General features: G+C 71.7%; 21 protein-coding genes and 1 pseudogene. 16 read left to right on the forward strand and 6 right to left on the reverse strand.

Going from position 1 to position 21,962, the window contains the following annotated elements:
* Positions 1-57 precede the first annotated feature (57 nt).
* A complete protein-coding gene (locus QA861_RS09215) occupies positions 58-2,202 on the forward strand; it encodes a beta-galactosidase (protein WP_334587727.1) in 2,145 nt (714 codons plus the stop codon).
* 70 nt (positions 2,203-2,272) lie between these two features.
* Here QA861_RS09215 and msrB read toward each other — a convergent pair whose 3' ends face one another.
* From msrB to QA861_RS09235, 4 genes are all read right to left on the reverse strand, one after another.
* Positions 2,273-2,680, reverse strand: coding sequence for a peptide-methionine (R)-S-oxide reductase MsrB (gene msrB / locus QA861_RS09220; RefSeq protein ID WP_334587728.1), 408 nt, complete (start codon positions 2,678-2,680; stop codon positions 2,273-2,275).
* Between the two features lie 45 nt (positions 2,681-2,725).
* Entirely contained in the window at positions 2,726-4,114 is a 1,389-nt protein-coding gene (gene murC / locus QA861_RS09225; RefSeq protein ID WP_334587729.1) for a UDP-N-acetylmuramate--L-alanine ligase, read from the reverse strand.
* Positions 4,115-4,258: 144 nt separating this feature from the next.
* Entirely contained in the window at positions 4,259-4,732 is a 474-nt protein-coding gene (locus tag QA861_RS09230; RefSeq protein ID WP_334587730.1) for a putative universal stress family protein, read from the reverse strand.
* A 156-nt stretch (positions 4,733-4,888) separates the two neighbouring features.
* Entirely contained in the window at positions 4,889-5,725 is an 837-nt protein-coding gene (locus QA861_RS09235) for a pyrimidine reductase family protein (RefSeq protein WP_334587731.1), read from the reverse strand.
* Positions 5,726-5,962: 237 nt separating this feature from the next.
* On the opposite strand from QA861_RS09235, the gene zapE reads away from it, so the two are divergent.
* The 9 genes and pseudogenes from zapE (at position 5,963) to QA861_RS09280 (ending at position 14,311) form a co-directional block, all read left to right on the forward strand.
* Entirely contained in the window at positions 5,963-7,069 is a 1,107-nt protein-coding gene (gene zapE / locus QA861_RS09240; protein WP_334587732.1) for a cell division protein ZapE, read from the forward strand.
* Between the two features lie 218 nt (positions 7,070-7,287).
* Positions 7,288-7,686 (forward strand): hypothetical protein, encoded by a 399-nt coding sequence (locus tag QA861_RS09245; RefSeq protein ID WP_334587733.1) that lies wholly within the window; start codon positions 7,288-7,290, stop codon positions 7,684-7,686.
* A gap of 89 nt (positions 7,687-7,775) precedes the next feature.
* The gene (locus QA861_RS09250; protein WP_334587734.1) at positions 7,776-8,366 is read left to right on the forward strand and encodes a carbonic anhydrase; all 591 of its coding nucleotides are present in this window, start codon (positions 7,776-7,778) and stop codon (positions 8,364-8,366) included.
* An 8-nt stretch (positions 8,367-8,374) separates the two neighbouring features.
* Positions 8,375-9,844, forward strand: coding sequence for a SulP family inorganic anion transporter (locus QA861_RS09255; RefSeq protein WP_334587735.1), 1,470 nt, complete (start codon positions 8,375-8,377; stop codon positions 9,842-9,844).
* Between the two features lie 107 nt (positions 9,845-9,951).
* Positions 9,952-10,743 (forward strand): slipin family protein, encoded by a 792-nt coding sequence (locus QA861_RS09260; RefSeq protein WP_334587736.1) that lies wholly within the window; start codon positions 9,952-9,954, stop codon positions 10,741-10,743.
* 90 nt (positions 10,744-10,833) lie between these two features.
* A complete protein-coding gene (locus tag QA861_RS09265) occupies positions 10,834-12,270 on the forward strand; it encodes an alkaline phosphatase PhoX (protein ID WP_334587737.1) in 1,437 nt (478 codons plus the stop codon).
* Between the two features lie 50 nt (positions 12,271-12,320).
* Positions 12,321-13,778 (forward strand): serine/threonine-protein kinase, encoded by a 1,458-nt coding sequence (locus tag QA861_RS09270; RefSeq protein WP_334587738.1) that lies wholly within the window; start codon positions 12,321-12,323, stop codon positions 13,776-13,778.
* 153 nt (positions 13,779-13,931) lie between these two features.
* A pseudogene (locus tag QA861_RS09275) lies at positions 13,932-14,072 on the forward strand (polyphosphate kinase 2 family protein); the annotation flags it as partial.
* A gap of 83 nt (positions 14,073-14,155) precedes the next feature.
* The gene (locus QA861_RS09280; protein ID WP_334587739.1) at positions 14,156-14,311 is read left to right on the forward strand and encodes a hypothetical protein; all 156 of its coding nucleotides are present in this window, start codon (positions 14,156-14,158) and stop codon (positions 14,309-14,311) included.
* On the opposite strand, the gene QA861_RS09285 is transcribed toward QA861_RS09280, so the two are convergent.
* Both QA861_RS09285 and QA861_RS09290 read right to left on the reverse strand, forming a co-directional pair.
* Positions 14,303-14,974, reverse strand: a complete 672-nt coding sequence (locus QA861_RS09285) for an ABC transporter (RefSeq protein WP_334587741.1) — start codon at positions 14,972-14,974, stop codon at positions 14,303-14,305. The two genes, QA861_RS09280 and QA861_RS09285, sit on opposite strands and share 9 nt — an antisense overlap.
* Positions 14,971-15,870, reverse strand: coding sequence for an ABC transporter ATP-binding protein (locus QA861_RS09290; protein ID WP_334587742.1), 900 nt, complete (start codon positions 15,868-15,870; stop codon positions 14,971-14,973). Before QA861_RS09290 ends, QA861_RS09285 begins: the two co-directional genes overlap by 4 nt.
* 58 nt (positions 15,871-15,928) lie before the next feature.
* Between QA861_RS09290 and QA861_RS09295 the strand changes: the two genes are divergently transcribed.
* The 6 genes from QA861_RS09295 to QA861_RS09320 all read left to right on the forward strand — a co-directional run bounded on the left by QA861_RS09295 (position 15,929) and on the right by QA861_RS09320 (position 21,818).
* Complete coding sequence (locus QA861_RS09295; protein WP_334587743.1) at positions 15,929-16,669, forward strand: peptidyl-tRNA hydrolase; 741 nt, start codon at positions 15,929-15,931, stop codon at positions 16,667-16,669.
* A gap of 85 nt (positions 16,670-16,754) precedes the next feature.
* Positions 16,755-17,366, forward strand: a complete 612-nt coding sequence (locus tag QA861_RS09300; protein WP_334587744.1) for a DUF4142 domain-containing protein — start codon at positions 16,755-16,757, stop codon at positions 17,364-17,366.
* A gap of 132 nt (positions 17,367-17,498) precedes the next feature.
* Entirely contained in the window at positions 17,499-18,296 is a 798-nt protein-coding gene (locus tag QA861_RS09305) for a DUF4142 domain-containing protein (RefSeq protein ID WP_334587745.1), read from the forward strand.
* Positions 18,297-18,422: 126 nt separating this feature from the next.
* Positions 18,423-19,784, forward strand: a complete 1,362-nt coding sequence (locus tag QA861_RS09310; protein WP_334587746.1) for an MbnB/TglH/ChrH family RiPP precursor modification enzyme — start codon at positions 18,423-18,425, stop codon at positions 19,782-19,784.
* A 320-nt stretch (positions 19,785-20,104) separates the two neighbouring features.
* Positions 20,105-20,908 (forward strand): DUF4142 domain-containing protein, encoded by an 804-nt coding sequence (locus QA861_RS09315; protein ID WP_334587747.1) that lies wholly within the window; start codon positions 20,105-20,107, stop codon positions 20,906-20,908.
* A 94-nt stretch (positions 20,909-21,002) separates the two neighbouring features.
* Positions 21,003-21,818 (forward strand): TIGR04222 domain-containing membrane protein, encoded by an 816-nt coding sequence (locus tag QA861_RS09320; RefSeq protein ID WP_334587748.1) that lies wholly within the window; start codon positions 21,003-21,005, stop codon positions 21,816-21,818.
* Positions 21,819-21,962 lie beyond the last annotated feature (144 nt).

The following is a 21,962-nucleotide window of genomic DNA, read 5'->3' on the forward strand; positions in this document are numbered from 1 at the left end:
TCCCGGCCCAGCTGCACGAGTTGCCCAACTCCCCTTCCCCCACTGGAGGTTGACTTCATGGCGGTTCTGCCCGCCCGCGTCCTCTTCGGCGCCGCGTACTACCACGAGTACCAGCCCACCCACGGGCCCGAGTTCCGTCCCGGCGAACAGCTCAAGACCGACCTCGACCTGATGGCCGACGCCCGCTTCACCGTGATCCGGGTCGGCGAATCGGTCTGGTCGACCTGGGAGCCCGAGAACGGCAGCTTCGACCTCGACTGGCTGGAGCCGGTGCTCGACGGCGCCCATGAGCGCGGTATCGCCGTGGTCCTCGGCACACCGACCTACGCCGTGCCGCCGTGGCTGGCCCGCCAGTACCCGGAGATCACCGGCGAGCGGGCCACCGGGGAGCGGATCGGCTGGGGCGCCCGGCAGGAGGTCGACTTCACGCACCCCGCGTTCCGGTTCCACGCCGAGCGGGTGATCCGGAAGATCGTCGGACGGTACGCCGACCACCCGGCGGTCATCGGTTTCCAGGTCGACAACGAGCCCGGCAACGAACTCCTCTACAACCGGGGCGTGTTCGAGCGCTTCGTCGACCATCTCCGGGCGAAGTACGGGGACGTCGAGACCCTGAACCGGGAATGGGGCCTCGTCTACTGGTCGCACCGCCTGTCCACCTGGGCCGACCTGTGGACCCCCGACGGCAACTTCCAGCCCCAATATGACGTCGCCTGGCGGGAGTTCCAGGCCCGACAGGTCACCGAGTTCATCGGCTGGCAGGCCGACATCGTCCGGGAGTACGCGAACCCGGAGCAGTTCGTCACCACCTGTATCTCGTACACCCGTCGGGCGGTGGAGGACGAGGAACTCAGCGTGCCGCTCGACATCGCGTCGGGCAACCCGTACTACGCCATGCAGGACGGCCTCGCGCTGCCCGACCTCACGCCGGACGCGTACGCCCAGCACTGGAAGACCACGGGCGTCTGGGCCCTCTACCAGACCGCCGACTGGATGTTCTCGTCCAAGCAGGCCCCGTTCCTGGTCACCGAGACGAACGCCTCGTCCATCGGCGAGCCGTGGCACAACCGCCCGGCCTACGACGGCCAGTGGCGCCAGGCCGCCTGGGCGCTGGTCGGGCGCGGGGCCAGGATGATCGAGTACTGGCACTGGCACACGCTGCACTTCGGCGCCGAGACGTACTGGGGCGGCGTCCTCCCCCACAGCGGCCGGCCCGGCCGGGCCTATGCCGAACTGGCGCAGCTCGGAATCGAGTTGGACGCGGCGGGCTCGCTGGTCGCCGGTCTCGAACCGGACGCCGACATCACGATGGTCTACTCGACGCCCAGCAAGTGGCTGATGCAGAAGTATCCGCCGATCGCGACGGGTGACGGCGGCCCGGACGACACCGCCTACCACCGGATCTTCGACCCGTTCTACCGGGGCGCCTTCGACGCCGGCCGCCAGGTCCGGATCGTCCACGCCCGTCAGCTGCACGACCCGCGCGGCGAACGGGAGGGCCTGACCCCCGAGGAGGCGGTGAGCCGTCATCCGGTCCTGGTCGTCCCGGCGCTGTACGTCGTCGACGACACGACCCTCGACTGGTTCGCGGCGTACGCCCACGCCGGCGGTCATCTGGTCCTCGGCCCGCGCACGGCGTACGCCGACCACGAGGCCCGGGCCCGCCACGAACTCGCCCCCGGACGCCTGGTGGACGCGGCGGGCGTCAGCTACGACGAGTACAGCAACCTGACCGAGGAGATCCCGGTGCGTGGCGTGCCGGGCGGCCCCCTCCAACTGTCCGAGGACGCGAAGGCGTCGCACTGGGCCGACGGTCTCACCGTGACCGACGCCGAGCCGCTGGTGACGTACGACCACCCGCACTTCGGCCGCTGGCCGGCGGTCACCACCCGCCGTCACGGCGCGGGCCAGGTGACGTACGTCGGAACGGTGCCGGGCCGCGACCTCGCCCGGGAGCTGGCCTCCTGGCTGACCCCCACCGCCCGCAGTGTCTGGGGGGACCTCCCGGCCTCGGTCACGGTGACCACCGGTACGGCCGAGGACGGGCGGCGCGTGCACATCGTCCACAACTGGAGCTGGGAGCCGGCGCGGGTCACGGCCCCGGCCGACCTGACGGACGTACTGAAGGGCAGCCCGGTCCCCGGCGGCACCGAGCTGGAGCTCGGCGCCTGGGACGTCCGGGTGTTCAGCACGGAGGCCTGAGGCACTCCGAGCATGTCTGGGGCCCTGCCGCCGTACGGCAGGGCCCCAGACGTGTTTCGCTTCCCGGCGCTCAGCCCTCTTCGGGCGCCAGCCGCAACGAGATGCTGTTGATGCAGTACCGCTGATCGGTCGGGGTCGGATACCCCTCACCCTCGAACACGTGTCCGAGGTGTGATCCGCACCGAGCACACCGCACCTCGGTCCGCACCATGCCGTGGGTCCGGTCCGACAACAGTTCGACCGCGTCGGTGTCCTTCGGGTCGAAGAAGCTCGGCCAGCCGCAGTGCGACTCGAACTTCGTGTCCGAGGTGAACAGTTCGGCCCCGCAGGCCCGGCAGGAGTAGACGCCCTTCGTCTTGGAGTCCGTGTACTCACCCACGAAGGCGGGCTCCGTGCCGGCCTGGCGCAGGACCGCGTACTCGGCCGGCGTCAGCTCCGCGCGCCACTGCTCATCCGGCTTTTCGACGTCGTACGACATGAAGCTCAGCCCCTTACTGCGAAAGTCACTGCGGAACCGTGGACGTCACCGTGCCAGGCGGTCCAGGATCCGCGGGCCCAGGTCCGTCACATCACCCGCGCCCATGGTGAGAACGAGATCACCGGGCTTCGCCATTCCCGCGACCGTCTCGGGCACCTCGGCCTTGTCCGAGACGGCCGTCACGTCGGCGCCCGCCGCCCGCGCCGCGTCGATGATCAACGCGCTCGTCACGCCGGGAACCGGGTCCTCGCGGGCCGGGTAGATGTCGAGGACGACCGACGCGTCCGCGAGCGCCAGCGCCTGGCCCATCTCCTTGCCCAGCTCCTGGGTGCGGGAGAAGAGGTGCGGCTGGAAGACCACCAGGATGCGCGCCTCACCGACCGCCGACCGCATCGCCTCCAGGTCCGCCGTCATCTCGGTCGGGTGGTGCGCGTACGAGTCGATGACCTGGACGCCCGCCGCCTCACCCTTCAGCTGGAGCCGCCGCTTCACCCCCGTGTACGCCGCCAGGGCGGGGGCCAGCTCGCCCGCGGGCACGCCCAGCGCGACGCCCGCCGCCAGCGCGGCCACCGCGTTGAGGGCGTAGTGCCGGCCGGGAACCGACACCGCGAAGGTGAGCGGAGCGCCGTCCAGCTCGACGGTCACCTCGCTCTTCAGCCCCTGCGGTACGACGGACAGCACCCGCACGTCCGCGTCCGCCGCCTCCCCGTACGTCACCACCCGCACGGAGTCCGGCAGGCGCCTGGTCAGCTCGCGGGCGCCGTCCTGGTCGGCGGAGATCACCAGCGTCCCGCCGGGTACGATCCGGCCCGCGAACGTCTCGAAGGACTCGTAGATCTCGTCCATGGAGGCGTAGTTGGCGTGGTGGTCGAGTTCGACGTTGAGGACGATCGCGACCTCGGGCGCGTACTTGTGGAAGCTGCGGTCCGATTCGTCGGCCTCGGCCACGAAGATCTCGCCGTCGCCGTGCAGGGCGTTCGAGCCGGGCGCGTCCAGGTCGCCGCCGATCGCGTACGAGGGGCCGCGTCCCAGCTCGCTGAGCGACACCGCCAGCATCGATGTCGTGGTCGTCTTGCCGTGCGTACCCGCGACCGCGATGGGCCGCAGGCCGTCCATCAGCCGGGCGAGCGCGTCCGACCGGTGGACCACCGGGATTCCCAGTTCCGCCGCCCGCGCCAGTTCCGGGTTGTCCGCGCGGATCGCGGAGGAGACCACGACACAGGTGGCGTCGGCGGCGAGGTGCCCGGCCGCGTGCCCGATGTGCACGGTCGCGCCCAGCGCCCGCAGGGCCGCCGCGGTCTCGGACTCCTTGGCGTCGCTGCCGGCCACCTCGGCACCGCGCTGCGCGAGGATCTTCGCGATCCCCGACATCCCGGCGCCTCCGATGCCGATGAAGTGCGGTCGGTCCATGGCGGAAGGAAGGCCGGGTGCCATGTGCGTTTCTCCCCAGATGCGGTACGACAGCTAGAACGGGTCCCAGCCTATTGCGTGCGTCGGGCGGCACCTCACAGGGAGCACGGACCCGCGGCCCCACGACCAGGGCCCGACGATCAGGGCCGGACGACTATGGCCTGACAACTACGCCTTGCTGTGCGAGAACAGCTTCAGCACAGGCACCCCCACCTTGTGCCGGGCCCGGGAGGCCCAGTCCCGGTGGAAGAACTCCTCCACGTAGTGGGGGTCGGTCAGCACGATGACCTCGTCCGCCTCGATCTCGTCGACCAGTCCCCGCAACGCGTCGAGCGGATGGTCCTCGACGATCCGCCCCTCCGCCTCGTGCCCCGCTGTTCGCAGCGCCGCCAGCGACACCTCCAGCGCCTGCTCCCCCATCGCCGCCGCGTCCTTGCCCTCGGGGGTCTCCCGCTCGTGCGCCGCCTCGTCGAGCTCGCCCAGCGCGATGTCGTCGATGGCCCGCAGCAGCCGGTCGGCCTGGTCGCCCCGGGGCTGGAGCAGTACGTGGAAGGCCACGTCCTCGTCGCCGTGCAAGGTGGAGACGAACTCCACGTCGGCGGACGTCAGGGCCTTCTCGATCATCAGTACGCTTGTGAACACGACAGGCGCCCTTCTCGTCCGTGGGCCGTTCATACGCCCCTGCTGAAACCATCCTGCCCCGTGATCGCACGGGGACTGCGAAATTTAGTGTGCCCAGCGAAAGACAAACGGAACGACAGGTTCCGCATCGTGTCGGGACGAGCGTGCCCCCGCGCGTCAGGAGCGGTGATAGCGGCTGAACAGGAAGCCGGACTCCTCCAGCAATGACACCAGTTCGAAGTGACGGGGAACCGGCACCGAGGGCCCGCCCGAGATCCGCTGGGCGTCCCCCACGGTGAGCATCGGGGAGATCGTCAGGCACAGCTCGTCGAGCACCTCGGCCGCCACCAGCTGCCCCAGCAGCCGTGGCCCGCCCTCGGCCAGCAGCCGGGTGTGACCGAGCTCGGCGAGGGCCTGTACGGCACGCGCCGGGTCCACGCCCATGCCGTCACCGGCGACGACCACCCGGGCGCCCGCCTTCTCCGCGGCCGCGACACGGTCGGGGGCGGCAGCGGCGCCCGTGAGGATCAGGGTGGGGACCAGGGGGGAGGTGAACAGGGGGAGCGAGTAGTCCAGTTCCAGGCTCGCGCTGACGATCGCGATCGCCGCGGCCTCCGTCTGTCCGGCCGCCTCGCGGGCCGCCGCGAACTCCGCACGCGCGCGTGCCGGGCGGTACCCCTCCTGGCGTACCGTTTCCGCACCGACCAGGACCACGTCCGCCAGCGCCCTCAGGGTGCCGAAGATCCGCATGTCACAGGCGGAGGAGATGGGCTGGGAACGGCCGTCGTGCTGGGCGGCGCCGTCGAGCGTGGACACCATGTTGGCGCGCAGCCAGGCTTCCCGGCGCTCGTTCGTCCGCTCGGGGTAGGCATAGGCGGCGGCCAGCTCGTCCAGACTCCACTCCCGGTCGACCGCCCTGCCGCTCCCGGGCGAGTCACCGGCACCACCGGCGCTCACGGCCCCTCCCGAGGCGTCGGCCACTGTCTCTTCGGTCACAGGGAACAGGCGTCGCATGCCAGGAAGTCTGGCACGGGGCCCGGTGCCTGTCCGGCGGGCCGGACCGGTGACCGGCCCGGGGGCCACGGGGTGAACCACGCCCAACTGCGGCGTTGCCGTCGTCGGCCCGACGTTCCGGGTCGCGACCCTCCGCCACCTCACGGCCGTACGCGGCACGCGCCGCCCACCCGCAGGTCGGCTCACCCCCGGTCCGGGCCGACCGGGCACACCGGACAGCCTTTAGCATGGTGAACCGTGCATACCATCCCCGCCGCCCCCGGTTTCGGTCCGATAGCCGACGCGGCCCCGCTGTCCCTGTGCGTCCGTGAGCCGCATGTCCCCGCGGACCGGCTGGTCGCCGAGATGGTGCCGCCGCCCCGGTTCGACTCGGTGCGCTTCGGGACGTACGACCCGGACCCGAACCAGCCGAGCCAGACGGAGGCCGTGCGGGTCCTCGACGGCTTCGCGGGCGGGCTCGGCGGGGCGCACGCCGTGGGCGGCGGCAAGCGGGGGTTCTTCGGGCTCGGGAAGGTCAAGGCCGCGAAGGTGCCGGCCGGCCCCCGTGGCGTCTACCTCGACGGCGGCTACGGCGTCGGCAAGACCCACCTCCTCGCCTCCCTCTGGCACGCCACCCCGGCGGAGCCCGCGCTCAAGGCCTTCGGCACCTTCGTGGAGCTGACGAACCTGGTCGGCGCCCTCGGCTTCCAGAAGACCGTCCAGACCCTGTCCGGCCACCGGCTGCTCTGCATCGACGAGTTCGAACTGGACGACCCGGGCGACACCGTCCTCGTCTCGACCCTGCTCGGCAAGCTCGTCGACGCGGGTGTGGCGCTTGCCGCCACTTCGAACACCCTGCCGGGGAAGCTCGGTGAGGGGCGGTTCGCGTCGGCGGACTTCCTGCGCGAGATCCAGGGCCTGTCCGCCCACTTCCGCGCACTGCGCATCGACGGCGAGGACTACCGCCACCGGGGGCTGCCCCAGGCCCCGGCGCCCTACTCCGAGGAGCAGGTGACCAAGGCCGCGTACGCCGCCGAGGGCGCCTCGCTCGACGACTTCCCGCAGCTCCTCGACCATCTCGCCCGGGTGCACCCCAGCCGGTACGGCGCCCTCACGGACGGACTGAAGGTCGTGTGCCTCACCGAGGTGCGGCCGGTTCCGGACCAGTCGACGGCGCTGCGGCTCGTCGTACTCGCCGACCGGCTGTACGACCGCGAGGTGCCGGTGCTCGCCTCCGGTCTGCCCTTCGACCAGTTGTTCAGCGAGGAGATGCTGAACGGCGGCTACCGCAAGAAGTACTTCCGTGCGATCTCCCGCCTGACGGCGCTGGCCCGCGACGCCAAGGGCCTCGTAGAGCCCTCGTGACACCCCGAGGTGCGTGCGGTCCTGATCTTCGGACCATATGAACTTCCGCAGGTCAACGATCAGTTCACGTCATCCCACCGCCGCTTTTCAGGCTCTCTTCAGTCTGAAACGTTAAGTTAACCCTGCAAACAACTTCGCGGGGTTAATGTGTTTCTTGACCCGCGGTTGACCAACCGTTGACGTACACAAGAGATCGCCGAACGCCTGGAGGGGGGCACATGTTCCGTAGCGCTACGGCCCGGAGCGTGATCGCCCTCCTCGCCGCCGCCCTGCTGGCGCTCCAGTTCTTCGCTCCAACGGCATCCTTCGCATCCGCGCACACAGCCCGTCATGTCGAAGCCAAGACGGAGCCCAGAAACAAACCCAGGGCGGCAGCCCAGCGCGACGAGGACGTCACCTGCGGTGATGGCGGCCGTCACCACGACCCGCGCATGCCCCTGCGCAGCCTCGACCGGCACCGCGTCGTCGATTCGGGTCCCCAGGTACCCGAACGCCCGCTTCTCTCGGTGGACCCCGCGGCCCCGGCCGGTCCGGACAGACGCGTCGCGTCCCGCCATCAGGCGCTCAGATCCATGACCGCGCACACCCCGGCGGCACTTCAGGTGTTCCGCTGCTGACAGCAGGGACGTCCCCCCACTCCTGTCAGCACATCCGACTGTCATGTACGTCCGACGCGCCATCGAGGCGCGCCAGGAGGAGTCACCACATGCAGCCCCTCATCGACAACGCCCGCACCTTCGGCCAGCGCCCCGAGGAGTTCGCGAAGCTCGCCGAAGGCCAGTCCCCCCAGGTCCTGTTCATCACCTGCTCCGATTCCAGGGTCGTCCCGGCCCTGATCACAGGTGCCAGGCCGGGTGAGCTCTTCGAGCTGCGCACCGCGGGCAACATCGTCCCCCCATACGCCTCAGCCCGCCCCACCGGCGAGGCGGCCACCATCGAGTACGCCGTGGAGGTCCTCGGAGTCAACGACATCGTGGTCTGCGGCCACTCGCACTGCGGCGCCGTCGGCGCCCTGGTGCGCGGCGACGACCTCACCGCCGTACCCGCCGTACGCGACTGGCTCGCGCACGCGGCCGACGCCCCCGGGGCCACTGCCCCGTCCGACACCGACGACCCGACGGTCGCCTCGGCCGTCCAGAACCACGTCCTGACACAGCTGTTGCGACTGCGCTCCTACCCCTGTGTGGAACAACGCCTGGCCAAGGGCCAACTCCGGCTGCGCGGCTGGTACTACGAGGTCCACACCGGGTCCGTGCGCGAACACCGCGCCGCCACCGACGCGTTCGAAGCGCTGTGAGGGCCGCCATGAACATACGTACCAAGCTTCCCCACCTGCGGCAGGACTTCGCCGCCTCGCTCGTCGTGTTCCTGGTCGCTCTGCCGTTGTGCGTGGGCGTCGCCGTCGCCTCCGGTGTGCCTGCCGAACTCGGCCTGGTCACCGGCATCGTGGGCGGCATCGTCGCCGGACTCCTGCCGGGCAGCAGCCTCCAGGTGTCCGGCCCCGCCGCCGGCCTCACCGTGCTGGTCTTCGAGGCCGTACGGGAGCACGGCCTGCCCGCGCTCGGGGTGATCGTCCTCGCCGCCGGGCTCCTGCAACTCACCATGGGCGCCCTGAAGCTCGGGCGCTGGTTCCGGGCCATATCGGTGTCCGTCGTCGAGGGCATGCTGGCCGGAATCGGCCTCGTGATCATCGCCGGGCAGCTGTACGCGGCGGCCGGGCTGAAGGCGCCGACCGCCGGGCTGGACAAGATCACCGGGCTGCCCGAGGCCGCCGCGAAGGCCGTGGGCAGCACCAGCGCGCTGGCCTCACTGGCCGTCGGCGCGGGCACGATCGCCGTGATCGTGCTCTGGCAGCGGCTGCCCAAGAAGGTGCGGGCGGTGCCGGGCGCGCTCGCCGCGGTGGTCCTGGCGACCGTCGTCACCCTCGTCTTCGGCCTGCCGGTGGCGACCGTCGAGGTGAAGGGCCTGCTGGACGCCGTCCAACTGCCCGGGCTCGGCGCCTTCGGCGAACTGGGCAGCCTGAGCGTGCTCGGTACGGTCGTGGCGTTCACCCTGATCGCGTCCGCCGAGAGCCTGTTCAGCGCCGCCGCCGTGGACCGGCTGCACGACGGTCCGCGTACCCAGTACGACAAGGAACTGATGGCGCAGGGCGCCGGCAACACCGTGTGCGGCCTGCTGGGCGCGCTGCCGATGACCGCGGTGATCGTGCGCAGCTCGGCGAACGTCCAGGCGGGGGCACGGACCAAGGCGTCCCGGGTCATGCACGGCGTATGGCTGCTGCTGTTCGCGGCGCTGCTGCCCGGGGCGCTGGCGCTCATACCGCTGCCCGCGCTGGCCGGCATCCTCGTACACGCCGGCTGGAAGCTCATACCGCTGCGCGGGATCACCCTGCTCTGGCGCGAGCACCGCGGTGAGGCGCTGATCCTGGTGGTCACGGCGGTGGCGATCGTGGCCGTGAACATGTTCGAGGGCGTACTCATCGGTCTCGCCCTGTCCGTGGGCAAGACCGCCTGGGAGGCCTCGCACCTCAAACTGGACGTCATCGACAAGGGCGCCGGGCCCGTCCAGGCACATCTGTCGGGCAACGCGACCTTCCTGCGGCTGCCGAAGATCCTCGACAGCCTGGAGGCGCTGCCCCAGGACCGGCCGATAGAGCTGGACCTGTCAGGCCTGCACCACCTGGACCATGCCTGCCGTACGGCTCTGGAGAGCTGGGCGGAGCGGCACAGCGCGGTCGGCACGGAGCCGGTCAAGATGATGACGCCGTCGCCGTAGTTTCTGCGGCTGCCCGGTCAGGAGCTCGCCCCGAGCCCCTGACCGGGCATATCGTTTGTCAAGGGTGCCGATCGGCACGTACGGGACGACTTCGAGAGGTCGTCGTCATGCTTGAGGAACTGCTGGCCGCGGGCGTCGCCGCCGCAAGCGCCGGGCTCGTCTACGTCGGGGCGGCCGCCCGGGTCGTCAAGCAGTACGAACGCGGGGTCGTCTTCCGGCTCGGCCGCCTCACCGGAGACGTACGACCGCCCGGTTTCACGCTGGTGGTCCCGTTCGTGGACCGTCTGCGCAAGGTCAACATGCAGATCGTCACCCTGCCGATCCCGGCCCAGGAGGGCATCACCCGGGACAACGTGACCGTGCGCGTGGACGCTGTCGTCTACTTCAAGGTGGTCGACGCGGCCGAGGCGATCATCCAGGTCGAGGACTACCGGTTCGCGGTCTCGCAGATGGCGCAGACCTCGCTGCGCTCCATCATCGGCAAGAGCGACCTGGACGATCTCCTGTCCAACCGGGAGCAGCTCAACCAGGGGCTGGAGCTGATGATCGACAGCCCGGCCATGGGGTGGGGTGTGCAGATCGACCGGGTCGAGATCAAGGACGTGTCCCTGCCGGAGACCATGAAGCGCTCGATGGCCCGGCAGGCCGAGGCCGACCGGGAACGCCGGGCGCGGATCATCAACGCGGACGCCGAGTTGCAGGCCTCGAAGAAGCTCGCGGAAGCCGCCGGAGTGATGTCCGAGCAGCCCGCAGCACTCCAACTCCGGCTCCTCCAGACGGTGGTGGCGGTCGCGGCCGAGAAGAACTCCACACTCGTCCTGCCCTTCCCGGTGGAACTGCTCCGCTTCCTCGAACGGGCCCAGACCCAGCAGCCGCCGCCGGGCGGGTCACCCGGATGAGGCACGCTTCGCGCGTGGTTCCCGAGGCCCGTACGGCGTGATACACACAGCAAGGTCACAGTCCTGTCCGCCAGCAGGAAGGTCGCCCCCATGTCCGCATTCGGCACGCCCGAACTCGACGGCCCCGCAACAGACGCTCCCCCCACGACAGTTGACGGCTCCCCCGCCTCCCGGCGCCAACTCCTCGCCCGTACCGGCGCTCTGGGGGTCGGTATCGCCTTCACCGGGGCCCTCTCCGAACTCTTCGCCGGTACCGCCGCCGCCCAGGAGCTGGGTCACTCCGGCTACGGCCCCCTGATCCCCGACCCGAAGCGCCTGCTCGACCTGCCGAAAGGTTTCCGCTATCGGGTCCTCTCCCGTGAGGGCGACGCCCTGCGCTCCGGTGAGGGCCCCGTACCCTCCAACCACGACGGCATGGCCGCCTTCGCGGGCCGGCACGGCCGCGTCCACCTGGTCCGCAACCACGAGAACCGCGTCACCGCCAGAATTCCGGTCCCGACGGTCAAGGGCCTCACCTACGACCCGATGGGCAAGGGCGGCTGTACGTCACTCACCCTCGACCGGGACGGCGACGTCCTCACCGAGCGGGTGGCCATCGCCGGTACGGCCGTCAACTGCGCGGGCGGGCCCACCCCTTGGGGCACCTGGCTGACCTGCGAGGAGACCGAGGACAAGGCCGGTACCAACGGCTACACCAAGGACCACGGCTTCATCTTCGAGGTCGACGGGGCCGACCCGCACCGCACCGGCGCCGTCCCGCTCACCGCGATGGGCCGCTTCCAGCACGAGGCGATCGCCGTCGACCCGAAGAGCGGCATCGTCTACGAGACCGAGGACGCCTTCCTCAAGCCCTTCGGCCTCTTCTACCGCTTCCTGCCCAAGAGGCCGCTGGGCGGGGTGGGTTCACTGCGCGCGGGCGGCCGGCTCCAGGCGATGCGCGTGCCGGGCGTACCCGACCTCTCCTCGATCCAGGAGCCGGGTGCCACCTTCCACGGCGTCGAGTGGGTGGACGTACCGGACCCGCTGGCCGCCCAGACCCCCGTCCGGCTCCAGGACTTCGGCCGGCAGGGCATCACGCACGCGCAGAAGCTGGAGGGCTGCTACTGGGGCGGGCGATGCGTGTACTTCGTGTCGTCGTTCGCCCACGCGAGCGAGGGCTCGGCGGCCACCCACTTCGGCCAGATCTGGCGCTACGACCCGGCCGCGCGCCGCCTCACGCTGGTCATCGTCTTCGGCCCGGACACGGACGTCCAGCTCCCCGGCGAGTCGCCGGACAACATCTGTCTCGCCCCGAGTGGCGGCCTGATGGTGTGCGAGGACGGGGACGGCGCCCAGCACGTGTTCGGCGTGACACGCGGGGGCGAGGTGTACGCGATGGCCCGCAACGCACAAGACATCGGCACCGAAAGCGCCCCCGAGTGGGGCGAGTTCGCGGGCGTCACCTTCTCGCCCGACGGCGGGACGATGTACGTCAACTGCTACACGCCCGGGACGACCTTCGCGGTGCGGGGCCCCTGGAAGCGATAGCGGGTGCCCCCTGAACGGGACATGGCGGGCAGGCCACTAACCTTTCCGCCATGAACGTACCGGGGGACGTGGTCGACGGCAGGTTCGAGCTGCTGGAGCGGCTCGGCAGTGGTGGAATGGGCACGGTGTGGCGGGCTCGCGACGCCGTGCTGCACCGCGAGGTCGCGTTGAAGGCGGTACGGGTCATGCACGACCCGGCGACGTCCGACGTCGTGCGGGAGCGGGTGATGCGCGAGGCGCGGGCGCTCGCCCGGCTCAGCCACCCGCAGGTGGTGACGGTCCATCAGATCATCGACGCCGACCCGCAGCCCTGGATCGTCATGGAGCTGGTGCCTGGCGTCTCGCTCGACAAGCGCCTGGAAGCGGGCCCGTTGACGCCGGTGGAGGCGGCGCGGATCGGCGGCCAGGTACTGGACGCGCTGCGCGCGGCGCACGCGGCGGGCGTCCAGCACCGGGACGTGAAACCGGCGAACATCCTGCTGCGCGAGGACGGGAGCGCGGTCCTCACCGACTTCGGGATCGCCGCGCTCCAGGGCGCGACGGCCCTGACCGTGACCGGCGAGCTCATCGGCTCCCCCGAGTACATCGCCCCGGAACGCATCCGTGGCCCCTCCGACGACCCGGCCGCCGACCTGTGGTCCCTGGGAATCGTGCTCTACGTGTGCGTGGAGGGCGTGAGCCCCCTGCGCCGCGAGACCTCGCTCACCACTCTGGCCGCCGTCCTGGAGTCCGAGGTCCCGCCGCCGTCCCGCTCCGGCGCGCTGGCCCCCGTACTCGAAGCGCTGCTCGATCGGGACCCGGCGGCGCGTCCCGAGGCGGGCAGGCTGGCGGAGATGCTGGGGCAGGTGGCGGCGGGCGGAACGGCCAGGTCCGTTCAGCGGACGCTGACGGTGCCCCCGCCTGCGCCTGTGGGCCGCGTGCCGGAACTCGGTGGGACAGGGCCGTACTCCGCGCCCGTGGCGACCGAGGCGGACCGGCGCGAGGACCGCCGGCGCCCCGGACGATCGCCGTACCGCCGTAAGCGGGTCGCCGCGTCCGCCGTGCTCGCGGTCGCCGTCGCCGTGGCCGCCGTCTTTCTCGCCCCGCGCCTCCTCGGCGGGAACGGGTCGGACGGTGACTCGGACCGGGCGTCCGGTACGAGCAGCTCGCCGCCTCCCTCGGCCACCCCGCCCGCCGTGTCCGACCGCTGGATCGCCCAGCTCCACTCCGAGCCGGTCGGCTCCGGGACCGCCGCCCGGGACGCACGGCTCGCCAAGGTCAGGGAGTCGGTGCCGGAGGCGGTGTTCGTGCGCAGCGACGCGTACGCCTCCCTGCGGCCGGGCTACTGGGTGATCTACGCCCCAGGCCCGTTCACCGACGGCCGGGCCGCGCTGTCCTTCTGCGGCGAACGCGGCCTGACGACACCGGACAGCTGTGTGGGCCGTTACCTGAGCGCCCGCGCCACCGACTTCGCCGACCTGTGCCGCCCGCCCGCCGACAGGCCCACGGGGCGCTGCACCCGCGGTTGACCCGACGGCTGGCGCGCCCCCCTCCCGCGTCGCAGGATCGAGGGACCGGACCCGGAAGAGGTGCCCCATGGCCGAGAACGAACTCGCCTCCCGGGCCCAGCTCACCAGCCGCTACGGCCAGACCAACGGTTTCGAGAAGTCCCTCGCCGAGACCTGATCCCGGCGGACCGCAAGTGGTACCGCAACTGGGCGGTCAGCCGGTTGCTGCTGGAGCACCTGGAGGCGCTGGCCCCGCAGTACCCGAAGGCGGACTTCGACGTGCCGGAGGCCAGGCGGCGCCTGCTCGCCACATAGCCGACCGATCACGAACGCGGGGCCGGGCCGGCGAGCTGATCGGCGCCTCGGTCGGCCGGCGGTGACCGGCTTACGCTGGTGCCATGAGCGACGAACACGTGGGCGAGGGCGGCGAGGCGGCGTACGCCGAGTGCGTGCTGTGCCGGGAGCCGACCGAGTACCCGCGGGCGCGGAAGGGCATCACGCTCTGCCCGGTGTGCGAATGGCAGGAGGCGCAGCGCTCGGCCTGCTCAGGGTGAGCGGCGTGAGGTGAGCGCGCAGGCCACGGCGGTCGCCGTCACGGTGAGCAGTGCCGCCGCGGCCAGTGGCAGCAGGGGGACGGGGATCGTGCCCGAGCGTGAGCCGGTCACCAGGGACGTGATCGCCGCCTTGGCCGGAGAGCCGGTCACCACCATCGCCAGCAGCGCGCCGAGCATCATCGCGGGCACCGCCCGGCCGGGCGAGCGCAGCAGCGGCCAGGTCGTGAGCGCGCCGACGGCCGTGCCGAGCAGGGCGCACGCCAGGGCGGCGAGCAATCCGGCCGCACCGGCCGGGAGGGGCTCCACCCGGGTCTGGTGGTCGGCGCTCGCCGGGTCGCTGATCAGGGTCACCAGGACGGTCGCGACCGTGCCGAGGGCCGCCGACGCGGCCAGTGCCACCAGGAGACAGGCGAGGTGCGCCCGTCCGGGGCCGACGGCCGCGGCCACGGCGGCGCGGGCGGCGGGCGGCTCGTTGGCCGCGCGGATCCGCACCAGCCAGGCGGCCACCGGCAGGACGGCCGCCGCCGCGTACCCGAGCGAGTCCAGCACGGGCTGCCCGCCCTGTACCCCGACGCCGAGGAACACCGCGTACAGGATGAACGGCGGCAGCCAGCGCTGCGAGCGCACGAGCAGGGCTGCCTGGTAACGCAGAAGGGCGGTCATCGGCGGCTCTCGTCGGTACCGGCGGGCGTACTGGTGTTGTCGGCGGTCTCCGGTTCCACACTCACCACGTGCCAGGGCGGTCGGGCCGTGAGCAGGGCGCGCAGGACGACGTCCGAGTGGGTCGCGGGGCAGCAGAGCCGGTGGCAGCCCGGCGCCCCTGTCTCCGTGCTCGACATCGCCCACCGCAGCGCCTCGGCCGGGGGCTGTGCGCCCACTGGCCCTTGTGCCTCGACGACCAGGTGTGGGCCGCTGGGCGTCGGTGAACCGGCTTGTGCCGTACGGAGGTTGAGGCCGCCCTCGATCACGGTGTACGTCGCGTCGGGCGCCCCCGCCAGGCGGCCCGGGTCATGGTCGACGAACACCACCGAGGCGCCGGACGCGGTGCGTTCGGCGACGGCCCGCTCCAACTCGCCCCGGGCGGCGGCGTCGAGGCCCGTCCACGCCTCGTCGAGGACGAGCAGTTCCGGGTCGGCGAGAAGGGCCTGCGCTACGGCGACCTTCTGGCTGCTGCCCTTCGACAGCTGCACCATGGGTGTGCGGGCGTACGCGGCTGCGCCGAGCCGCTCCAGCCACTCGTCGGCGGCACCGGCAGCGGCCGTACGGGAGAGTTTGTGCACGGCGCCGAGATGCGTGAGGTAACCGTGCGCGGTGAAAGGGAGCGCCGAGGGGAACCGTTCGGGGACGTACGCGGTGCGGGGGCGGCCGGTGATGCTGCCCTCGGTGGGGGCGTCGATGCCGGCGAGTACGCGCAGGAGGGTGGACTTGCCGGTGCCGTTGGCGCCGTCCACGCGGGTGAGGGTCCCGGGGGCCAGCTCCAGGTGCACGCCGCGCAGCACCCAGGGGCCGCGTATGCCGTAGCGGCGGCCCACACCGTCCAGCCGAAGCGCGTGTCGCATGCGGTCCCCGTCCTCTCCCCCCGGAAGAGCCGATCTTCCGCCTGGCAGACTGAAGGACGTGACCAATGACCCGGCCGTTCCCGGCGACAGCCCTTTTCGCTCCGAGCCTTCACCTCGCGACGAGGCACCGCAGTTCGTCCTCCCCCTCGTCGCCCGGATCGAGAAGGCCGCGCCACCCGCTCGTACGGACGCGCTGGAGACCGCCGCCCGGGCCGTTCTCGTGATCCTCGGGGACGAACGGTCGGCCGGGGACGGGGAGTGGGCGCAGGCCATGCTGGACTGGCAGGACGCCCGGATCCGCAAGGTCGTGCGGCGGGCGCGCGGGGCCGAGTGGCGGCGGGCCGAGGCACTGCCCGGCATCACGGTCACCGGCAAGTCGGCCGAGGTACGGGTCTTCCCGCCCGTGCCGCTGGACGGCTGGCCCAAGGATCTGGCCCGGCTCCAGGTCTCCGGCACCGACCTGGACGATCCGGAGCCGCCGCTGCCCCCTGACCCGGCGGTGCCGGTCCTCTGGCTGAACCCGGAGTTGGACATGTCGGCGGGCAAGGCGATGGCCCAGACGGGGCACGGCGCCCAACTGGCGTGGTGGGAACTGTCGGACGAGGCTCGCGCGGCCTGGCGCGACGCGGATTTCCCGCTCGCCGTCCGCACGGCGGAGCCGGACCGGTGGCGCGAACTGACCTCCAGCGGGCTTCCGTTGGTCCGTGATGCCGGTTTCACGGAGATCGCGCCCGGCTCGGCGACGGTGGTCGCGGACCATCGTTCCCTGGGCCGTACAGGGTTCAAACATCTTCGTTGAACATCCCCGGGTCCCGGCCCGTACCTTCTGTCGCTGGCCACGTAACACCTGCCCAACGACCAGTTGGTTCCCCCGGGAGGCTCCTTTGCCGCGCTTCAACCACTCGGCCCTCGTCATCGCGGCCCTGACCACGACCATCGCCGCTGTCTCGTTCCCCGTGTGGTCCTACGCCGACCGCTCCGGCACCGGAGTGTCCAATATGGCCGCCGGCACGGTGAACACACAGTGGGGGCCGCTGACGGCCTCCGACCGCGACCTGATCGTGCGCATACGGCTGGCCGGGCTCTGGGAACTGCCCGCCGCGGAGAAGGCGATGGCACGCTCCAGCAGCGCCACCGTCAAGGACGCGGCGGACCACCTGCTGGTGGGCCACTCCGACCTCGACGAGCGGGTGCGCAAGGTCGCGGCCCAGCTCAATGTCGAACTGCCCAACCAGCCGAACGAACAGCAGCAGGGCTTCCTGGCGCAGATGGACGCGGCGCAGGACGGGGTGGCCTTCGACCGGACCTGGGCGAATCTCCTGCGGTCCGCGCACGGCAAGATCTTCAATCCCATCGCCGTAGTCCGGAACAACACCCGCAACACGCTCGTGCGCCAGCTGGCCACGGACACCAACCAGACCGTGCTCGACCACATCACGATGCTGGAGAAGACCGGCCAGGTCGACTTCGACGGCATCGCGAACGGCACGATCTGACACGTGTCGGCGAAGCGGGCCCAGGTTTCGGCCCCAGCCCGCTCGCCGGAACGTCCCGATACGATCACGTATCTCCCTCACTGGCCAAGTAACAGTCCCCAACGACCAGTTGGGTTCCCCCGGGAGGCTCCTTTGCCCCGCTTGAACGGCTCGCTCCTCGTCGGCCTGGCAATCGTCGGCACGCTCGGCGCGCTCGCGTACCCCGTCGTCTACTCCTACCCTCACCGTGACGACGCCGCGAAGGCCGCCGTGGTCACCGGAGAGACGTGGAACACGCAGTGGGGCCCGCTGACCGCGCTCGACCGCAGCCTGATCGTGCGCGTGCGCCTTGCCGGACTGTGGGAACTGCCCGCGGGACAGCAGGCGATGCAGCGCTCCACCAGTGCCGCCGTCAAGGAGGCGGCGAACCACCTGATCGTGGGCCACAACGACCTCGACAGGCGGGCGCGGACCATCTCCGCGCAGCTCAACGTCCCGTTGCCCAGCGTGCCGAACGCCCAGCAGCAGGGCTTCCTGAAGCAGATGACGGAGGCCTCCGCCGCGGACTACGACAAGGTCTGGGCGAACCTCCTGCGGACCGCGCACGGCAAGATCCTGCCGGACATCGCGACGGTGCGGAACCTCACCCGCAACTCGCTGGTGCGCCAGTTGTGCTCGGACACCAACCAGACGGTGCTCGACCACATCACGGTCCTGGAGAAGACCGGCCAGATCGACTTCGAGACCATCGCCGAGGGCGCCGCCGGCCCGAGCGCCAGCCCGACCGGTCCGCCGCCGCCGGTCGCCGGGGTGGTGCCGCCCAACGCGCCCGCCGTCGAGCCGACGGGCAACACCCCCGGCAAGTCGAAGCCCTCGCCGACGACACCGGGCGTGGTCAACACCAACCGGCCGGAGGCGAAGGACCCCAACGCCGTCACGCAGGGCGGGTAGGCGGCCGGAGGACAGCGGGCGGCCGAAAGCTCAAATGTTGCTCTGAAGATCCCCCCTCAGGGGTTCGGCCAGGACGACGGGGGCCATCACTCCGTGGGCCGGGACGGTCGGAGAAGGAGACACACGATGAAGCGACTGGGGCGACTGGGTACGGGCATCGGGTGGCGGCCGGAGATCGCGGACGCCGTGGAGGCCATGCCGGGCATCGACTGGGTCGAGGCCGTGGCCGAGAACCTCTGCCCCGGCCATCTCCCCGAGTCGCTGCTGCGGCTGCGCGAGCGCGGCGTGACGGTCGTCCCGCACGGTGTCTCCCTGGGTCTCGGCGGCGCCGACCGGCCCGCCGAGGACCGGCTCACCGCGCTCGCCGAGCGGGCCGGGGCACTGGGCTCACCTCTGGTCACCGAGCACATCGCGTTCGTCCGGGCGGGCGGTCCGCTGACCGCGTCCCCGCTGCTGGAGGCCGGGCACCTGCTGCCCGTACCCCGCACCCGGGACGCGCTCGACGTGCTGTGCGAGAACGTCCGCATCGCGCAGGCCGCGCTCCCGGTGCCCCTCGCCGTCGAGAACATCGCCGCGCTCATCGCCTGGCCGGACGACGAGCTGACGGAGGGGCAGTTCCTGTACGAACTGGCGGACCGGACCGGTGTACGTCTCCTCGTCGACGTCGCCAACCTGCACACGAACCACGTCAACCGGGCCGAGGACCCGGCGAAGGCCCTGGCCGAACTACCCGTCGAGGCCATCGCGTACGTCCATGTCGCGGGCGGCTTCGAACGGGACGGCGTCTGGCACGACAGCCACGCCCACCCGGTCCCGGACGCCGTTCTCGACATCCTCGCCGACCTCGCCTCCCGGGTCGCGCCGCCCGGGGTCCTGCTGGAGCGGGACGACAACTTCCCCGACGCGGGCGAGCTGGAGCGTGAGCTGGACGCGATCCGGCGGACACTGAGGCGGGCCGCCACGGTGGAGTCGGCCGCTGTGCGCCAGACCGCCTCCGTGACCGCGTCAACAGCGACCACGGCAGCGGCGGAAGCGTCCGTGGCCGATGACCTCCCCGACTGCACCCCGGCCCGGCAGCGCGTCGCCCTCGCGCAGACCGCGCTGCTCTCCGCGCTCGTCGCGGGGACGCCCGTGCCGGAGGGGTTCGACCGGGTGCGGCTCGGGGTGCAGTCACGGGCGCTCGGAGCGAAGCGGGCCGATGTCGTGGCGAAGGTCGCGCCGGAGCTGCCCGAGATCCTCGGGGCGGAATACCGGCCCGCGTTCCTCGCGTACGCGCACGGGCACCCCATGTCGGACGGTTACCGGCGTGACGCGCTGGACTTCGCCGCGCACCTGCTGCTCGGCGGGCAGCCCGAGACCCCCGGGAGCACGGAGAGCCGGCGGCTGCTGCGCGAGTGGTGGCTCGACCGCTCGGGCCCGGCCCCGCGCTCCCAGCACCCCACGGCCCGGCTGGCCCGGGCCACCCGACGCGTACTCCTGCGCCGCTGACGCGAGGGGGCACCGAGCGACGAACGTCACTCCCCCCGCGTACGCCGTCACAGCTGCCGCCGCCGAGCGTGCACCTCCGCCTCAACCCCCGCAAACTGTGCGGGGGTTAACAGGGCCGCCCATTACATGGCACTTCGCCGGGTGATTTGCAGGTATTTGACCAGGTATGCACAGGGCTCGCGCTCCGTCATCGGGCGTCCGCACCCTCCCCCGCAGCCGTCCCCGCTCGTACCGCAGTCGGCGTAGGGGTCGCAGTACGATGCCAACTCCGTGCCCGAAGCGCATTAGCGTGCGGTGCCGCGAACAGGAGGCAGGGCACCATGCGATCCAACCGACGTTCCGGTCTCGGCGGTACCGGGCTCATCGTCGCGGGGCTGGCGGCGACCCTCGTAGCGCTGATCTTCCCGGTCTGGTCGTACACCGACCGTTCCGGTACCGGCGTGGACGTGCTCAACGCGCAGACCGTGTCGACACGGTTCGGTCCGTTGTCGGCGCTCGACCGCGACTTCCTCACCAAGGTCCGGCAGGCGGGGCTGTGGGAACTGCCCGCCGGTCAGCAGGCCCAGCTGCGTGGCACCACCGAGGCCGTACGGATCGCGGGCCGACACCTGATCGAGGGCCACACTTTTCTCGACGAGCGGGTCCGGGACGTCGCGTCACGGCTCGGGTTCGTTCTGCCCGACCAGCCGAGCGATCAGCAGCGCGAGTGGCTCAGCACCATGGACGCGGCCCAGGGCGAGGACTTCGACCGCGAGTTCGCCAACCTGCTGCGGATGGCGCACGGCAAGGTGTTCTCCGTCGTCGCGCAGGTCCGCGCGAGCACCCGCAACTCCCTGGTCCGCGCCCTCGCCGACGACGCGAACACGACAGTGCTCGACCACATCCAGGTCCTGGAGGCCACGGGGTACGTCGACTTCGACGCCCTCGCGAACGGTATGGCCGCCGCGAGCACCCCGCCGCTCACCAACTCCCCGGCCCCGCCCGGCCCGACGTCCGCCCCTGTGTCGGCCGTGCCGGTGACGCCCTCGCCGGTCACCACCTATCCGCTGCCCCCTCCGGCGACCAGCCCACCGCCGGAGGCCGGGGAGGTCGTGGAGCTCACGGGACCTTCCGAGGAGCCCTGAATCGGCCACCGCGCATACGTCGCGTACCGGCCATACCTCGTCCATATCCTGAAAGCCCATGGCGTTTCAGGCACCCTTCGCATAGAACAACGGCATGTTCTGGTCCTTCCTCCTGCTGCTGGCCTGGATCGCCGCCGGTACGGCGTGCGTCCGGCTGTGTCTGGCCGCCGTACACGCGGCTGCCGCCGACCCGGACGCGGGCCCCGGCGGACGCGGTCGTGACCTGACGCTGTACGAGGCCGCGTTCCTGTCCGGCGGACCGGCGCGGGTCGCCGATCTCACGCTGGTGTCGATGGCCCGGCAACGGCGGCTGCTGCTCGCCCACACCGGCTGGGCGACCGTCGTGGACCCGAGCGGGCGCGACGAGATGGAACGGTCGGTGATCGGCGCGATCGGGCCGGAGGGACAGTCACGCATCGCCCCGGTACGGACGGCCGCGGCGGGCACGGAGGCCGTCCGGGGCCTCGCGGACCGGCTCGTCGCGGCGGGCCTGGCCGTGCCCGACGGCGCCCGGCGCGGGGTCGCGTTCGCCGTCCGTCAGGTGCGGGCCGCAGCGCTGGCCGTCGTCGTCCTGGGCGCGGTGGCGCTGGTGCTGCCGTGGCGGGGCAGTGTGCCGCGCGACCTGGTCGCCCTCTGGTTCGCGCTCCCTCTGGTCCTCACCCTGAGCTGCCTCGCCGTCGCCCGGATCGAGGTCCACCCGTACTCGCGCTGGGCGTCACCGGCCGGGCAACGTCTCCTCACCGCCCTGACCCGCCGGACCAGGACCACCGCCCCGCACGGCGCCGGCGACGAACACACGTACCTCACCTCGGTCGCCGTACTCGGGGTCCGCGCGGTCGACGAGCCCGATCTGCGCGCCGCCTTCGCGCACCGGGAGCCACAGGACATCCTGCGGGAACGGCTGCGCTGACCCGGCTGCCGCGATGGCTCCCCGGCGCCTCAGGAGTGTGCGGGGGGCGCACAGGAGTGCTCGCGGCGACACCGGGCGGCCGGTGCTTGCCTTCGTCGACCGCCGCCCGAAACATCCCTTCTGTTGCCACCGAAGGGATACGCG

It is taken from the genome of Streptomyces sp. B21-083 (assembly GCF_036898825.1).
In the GTDB taxonomy this organism is placed as follows: Bacteria; Actinomycetota; Actinomycetes; order Streptomycetales; family Streptomycetaceae; genus Streptomyces.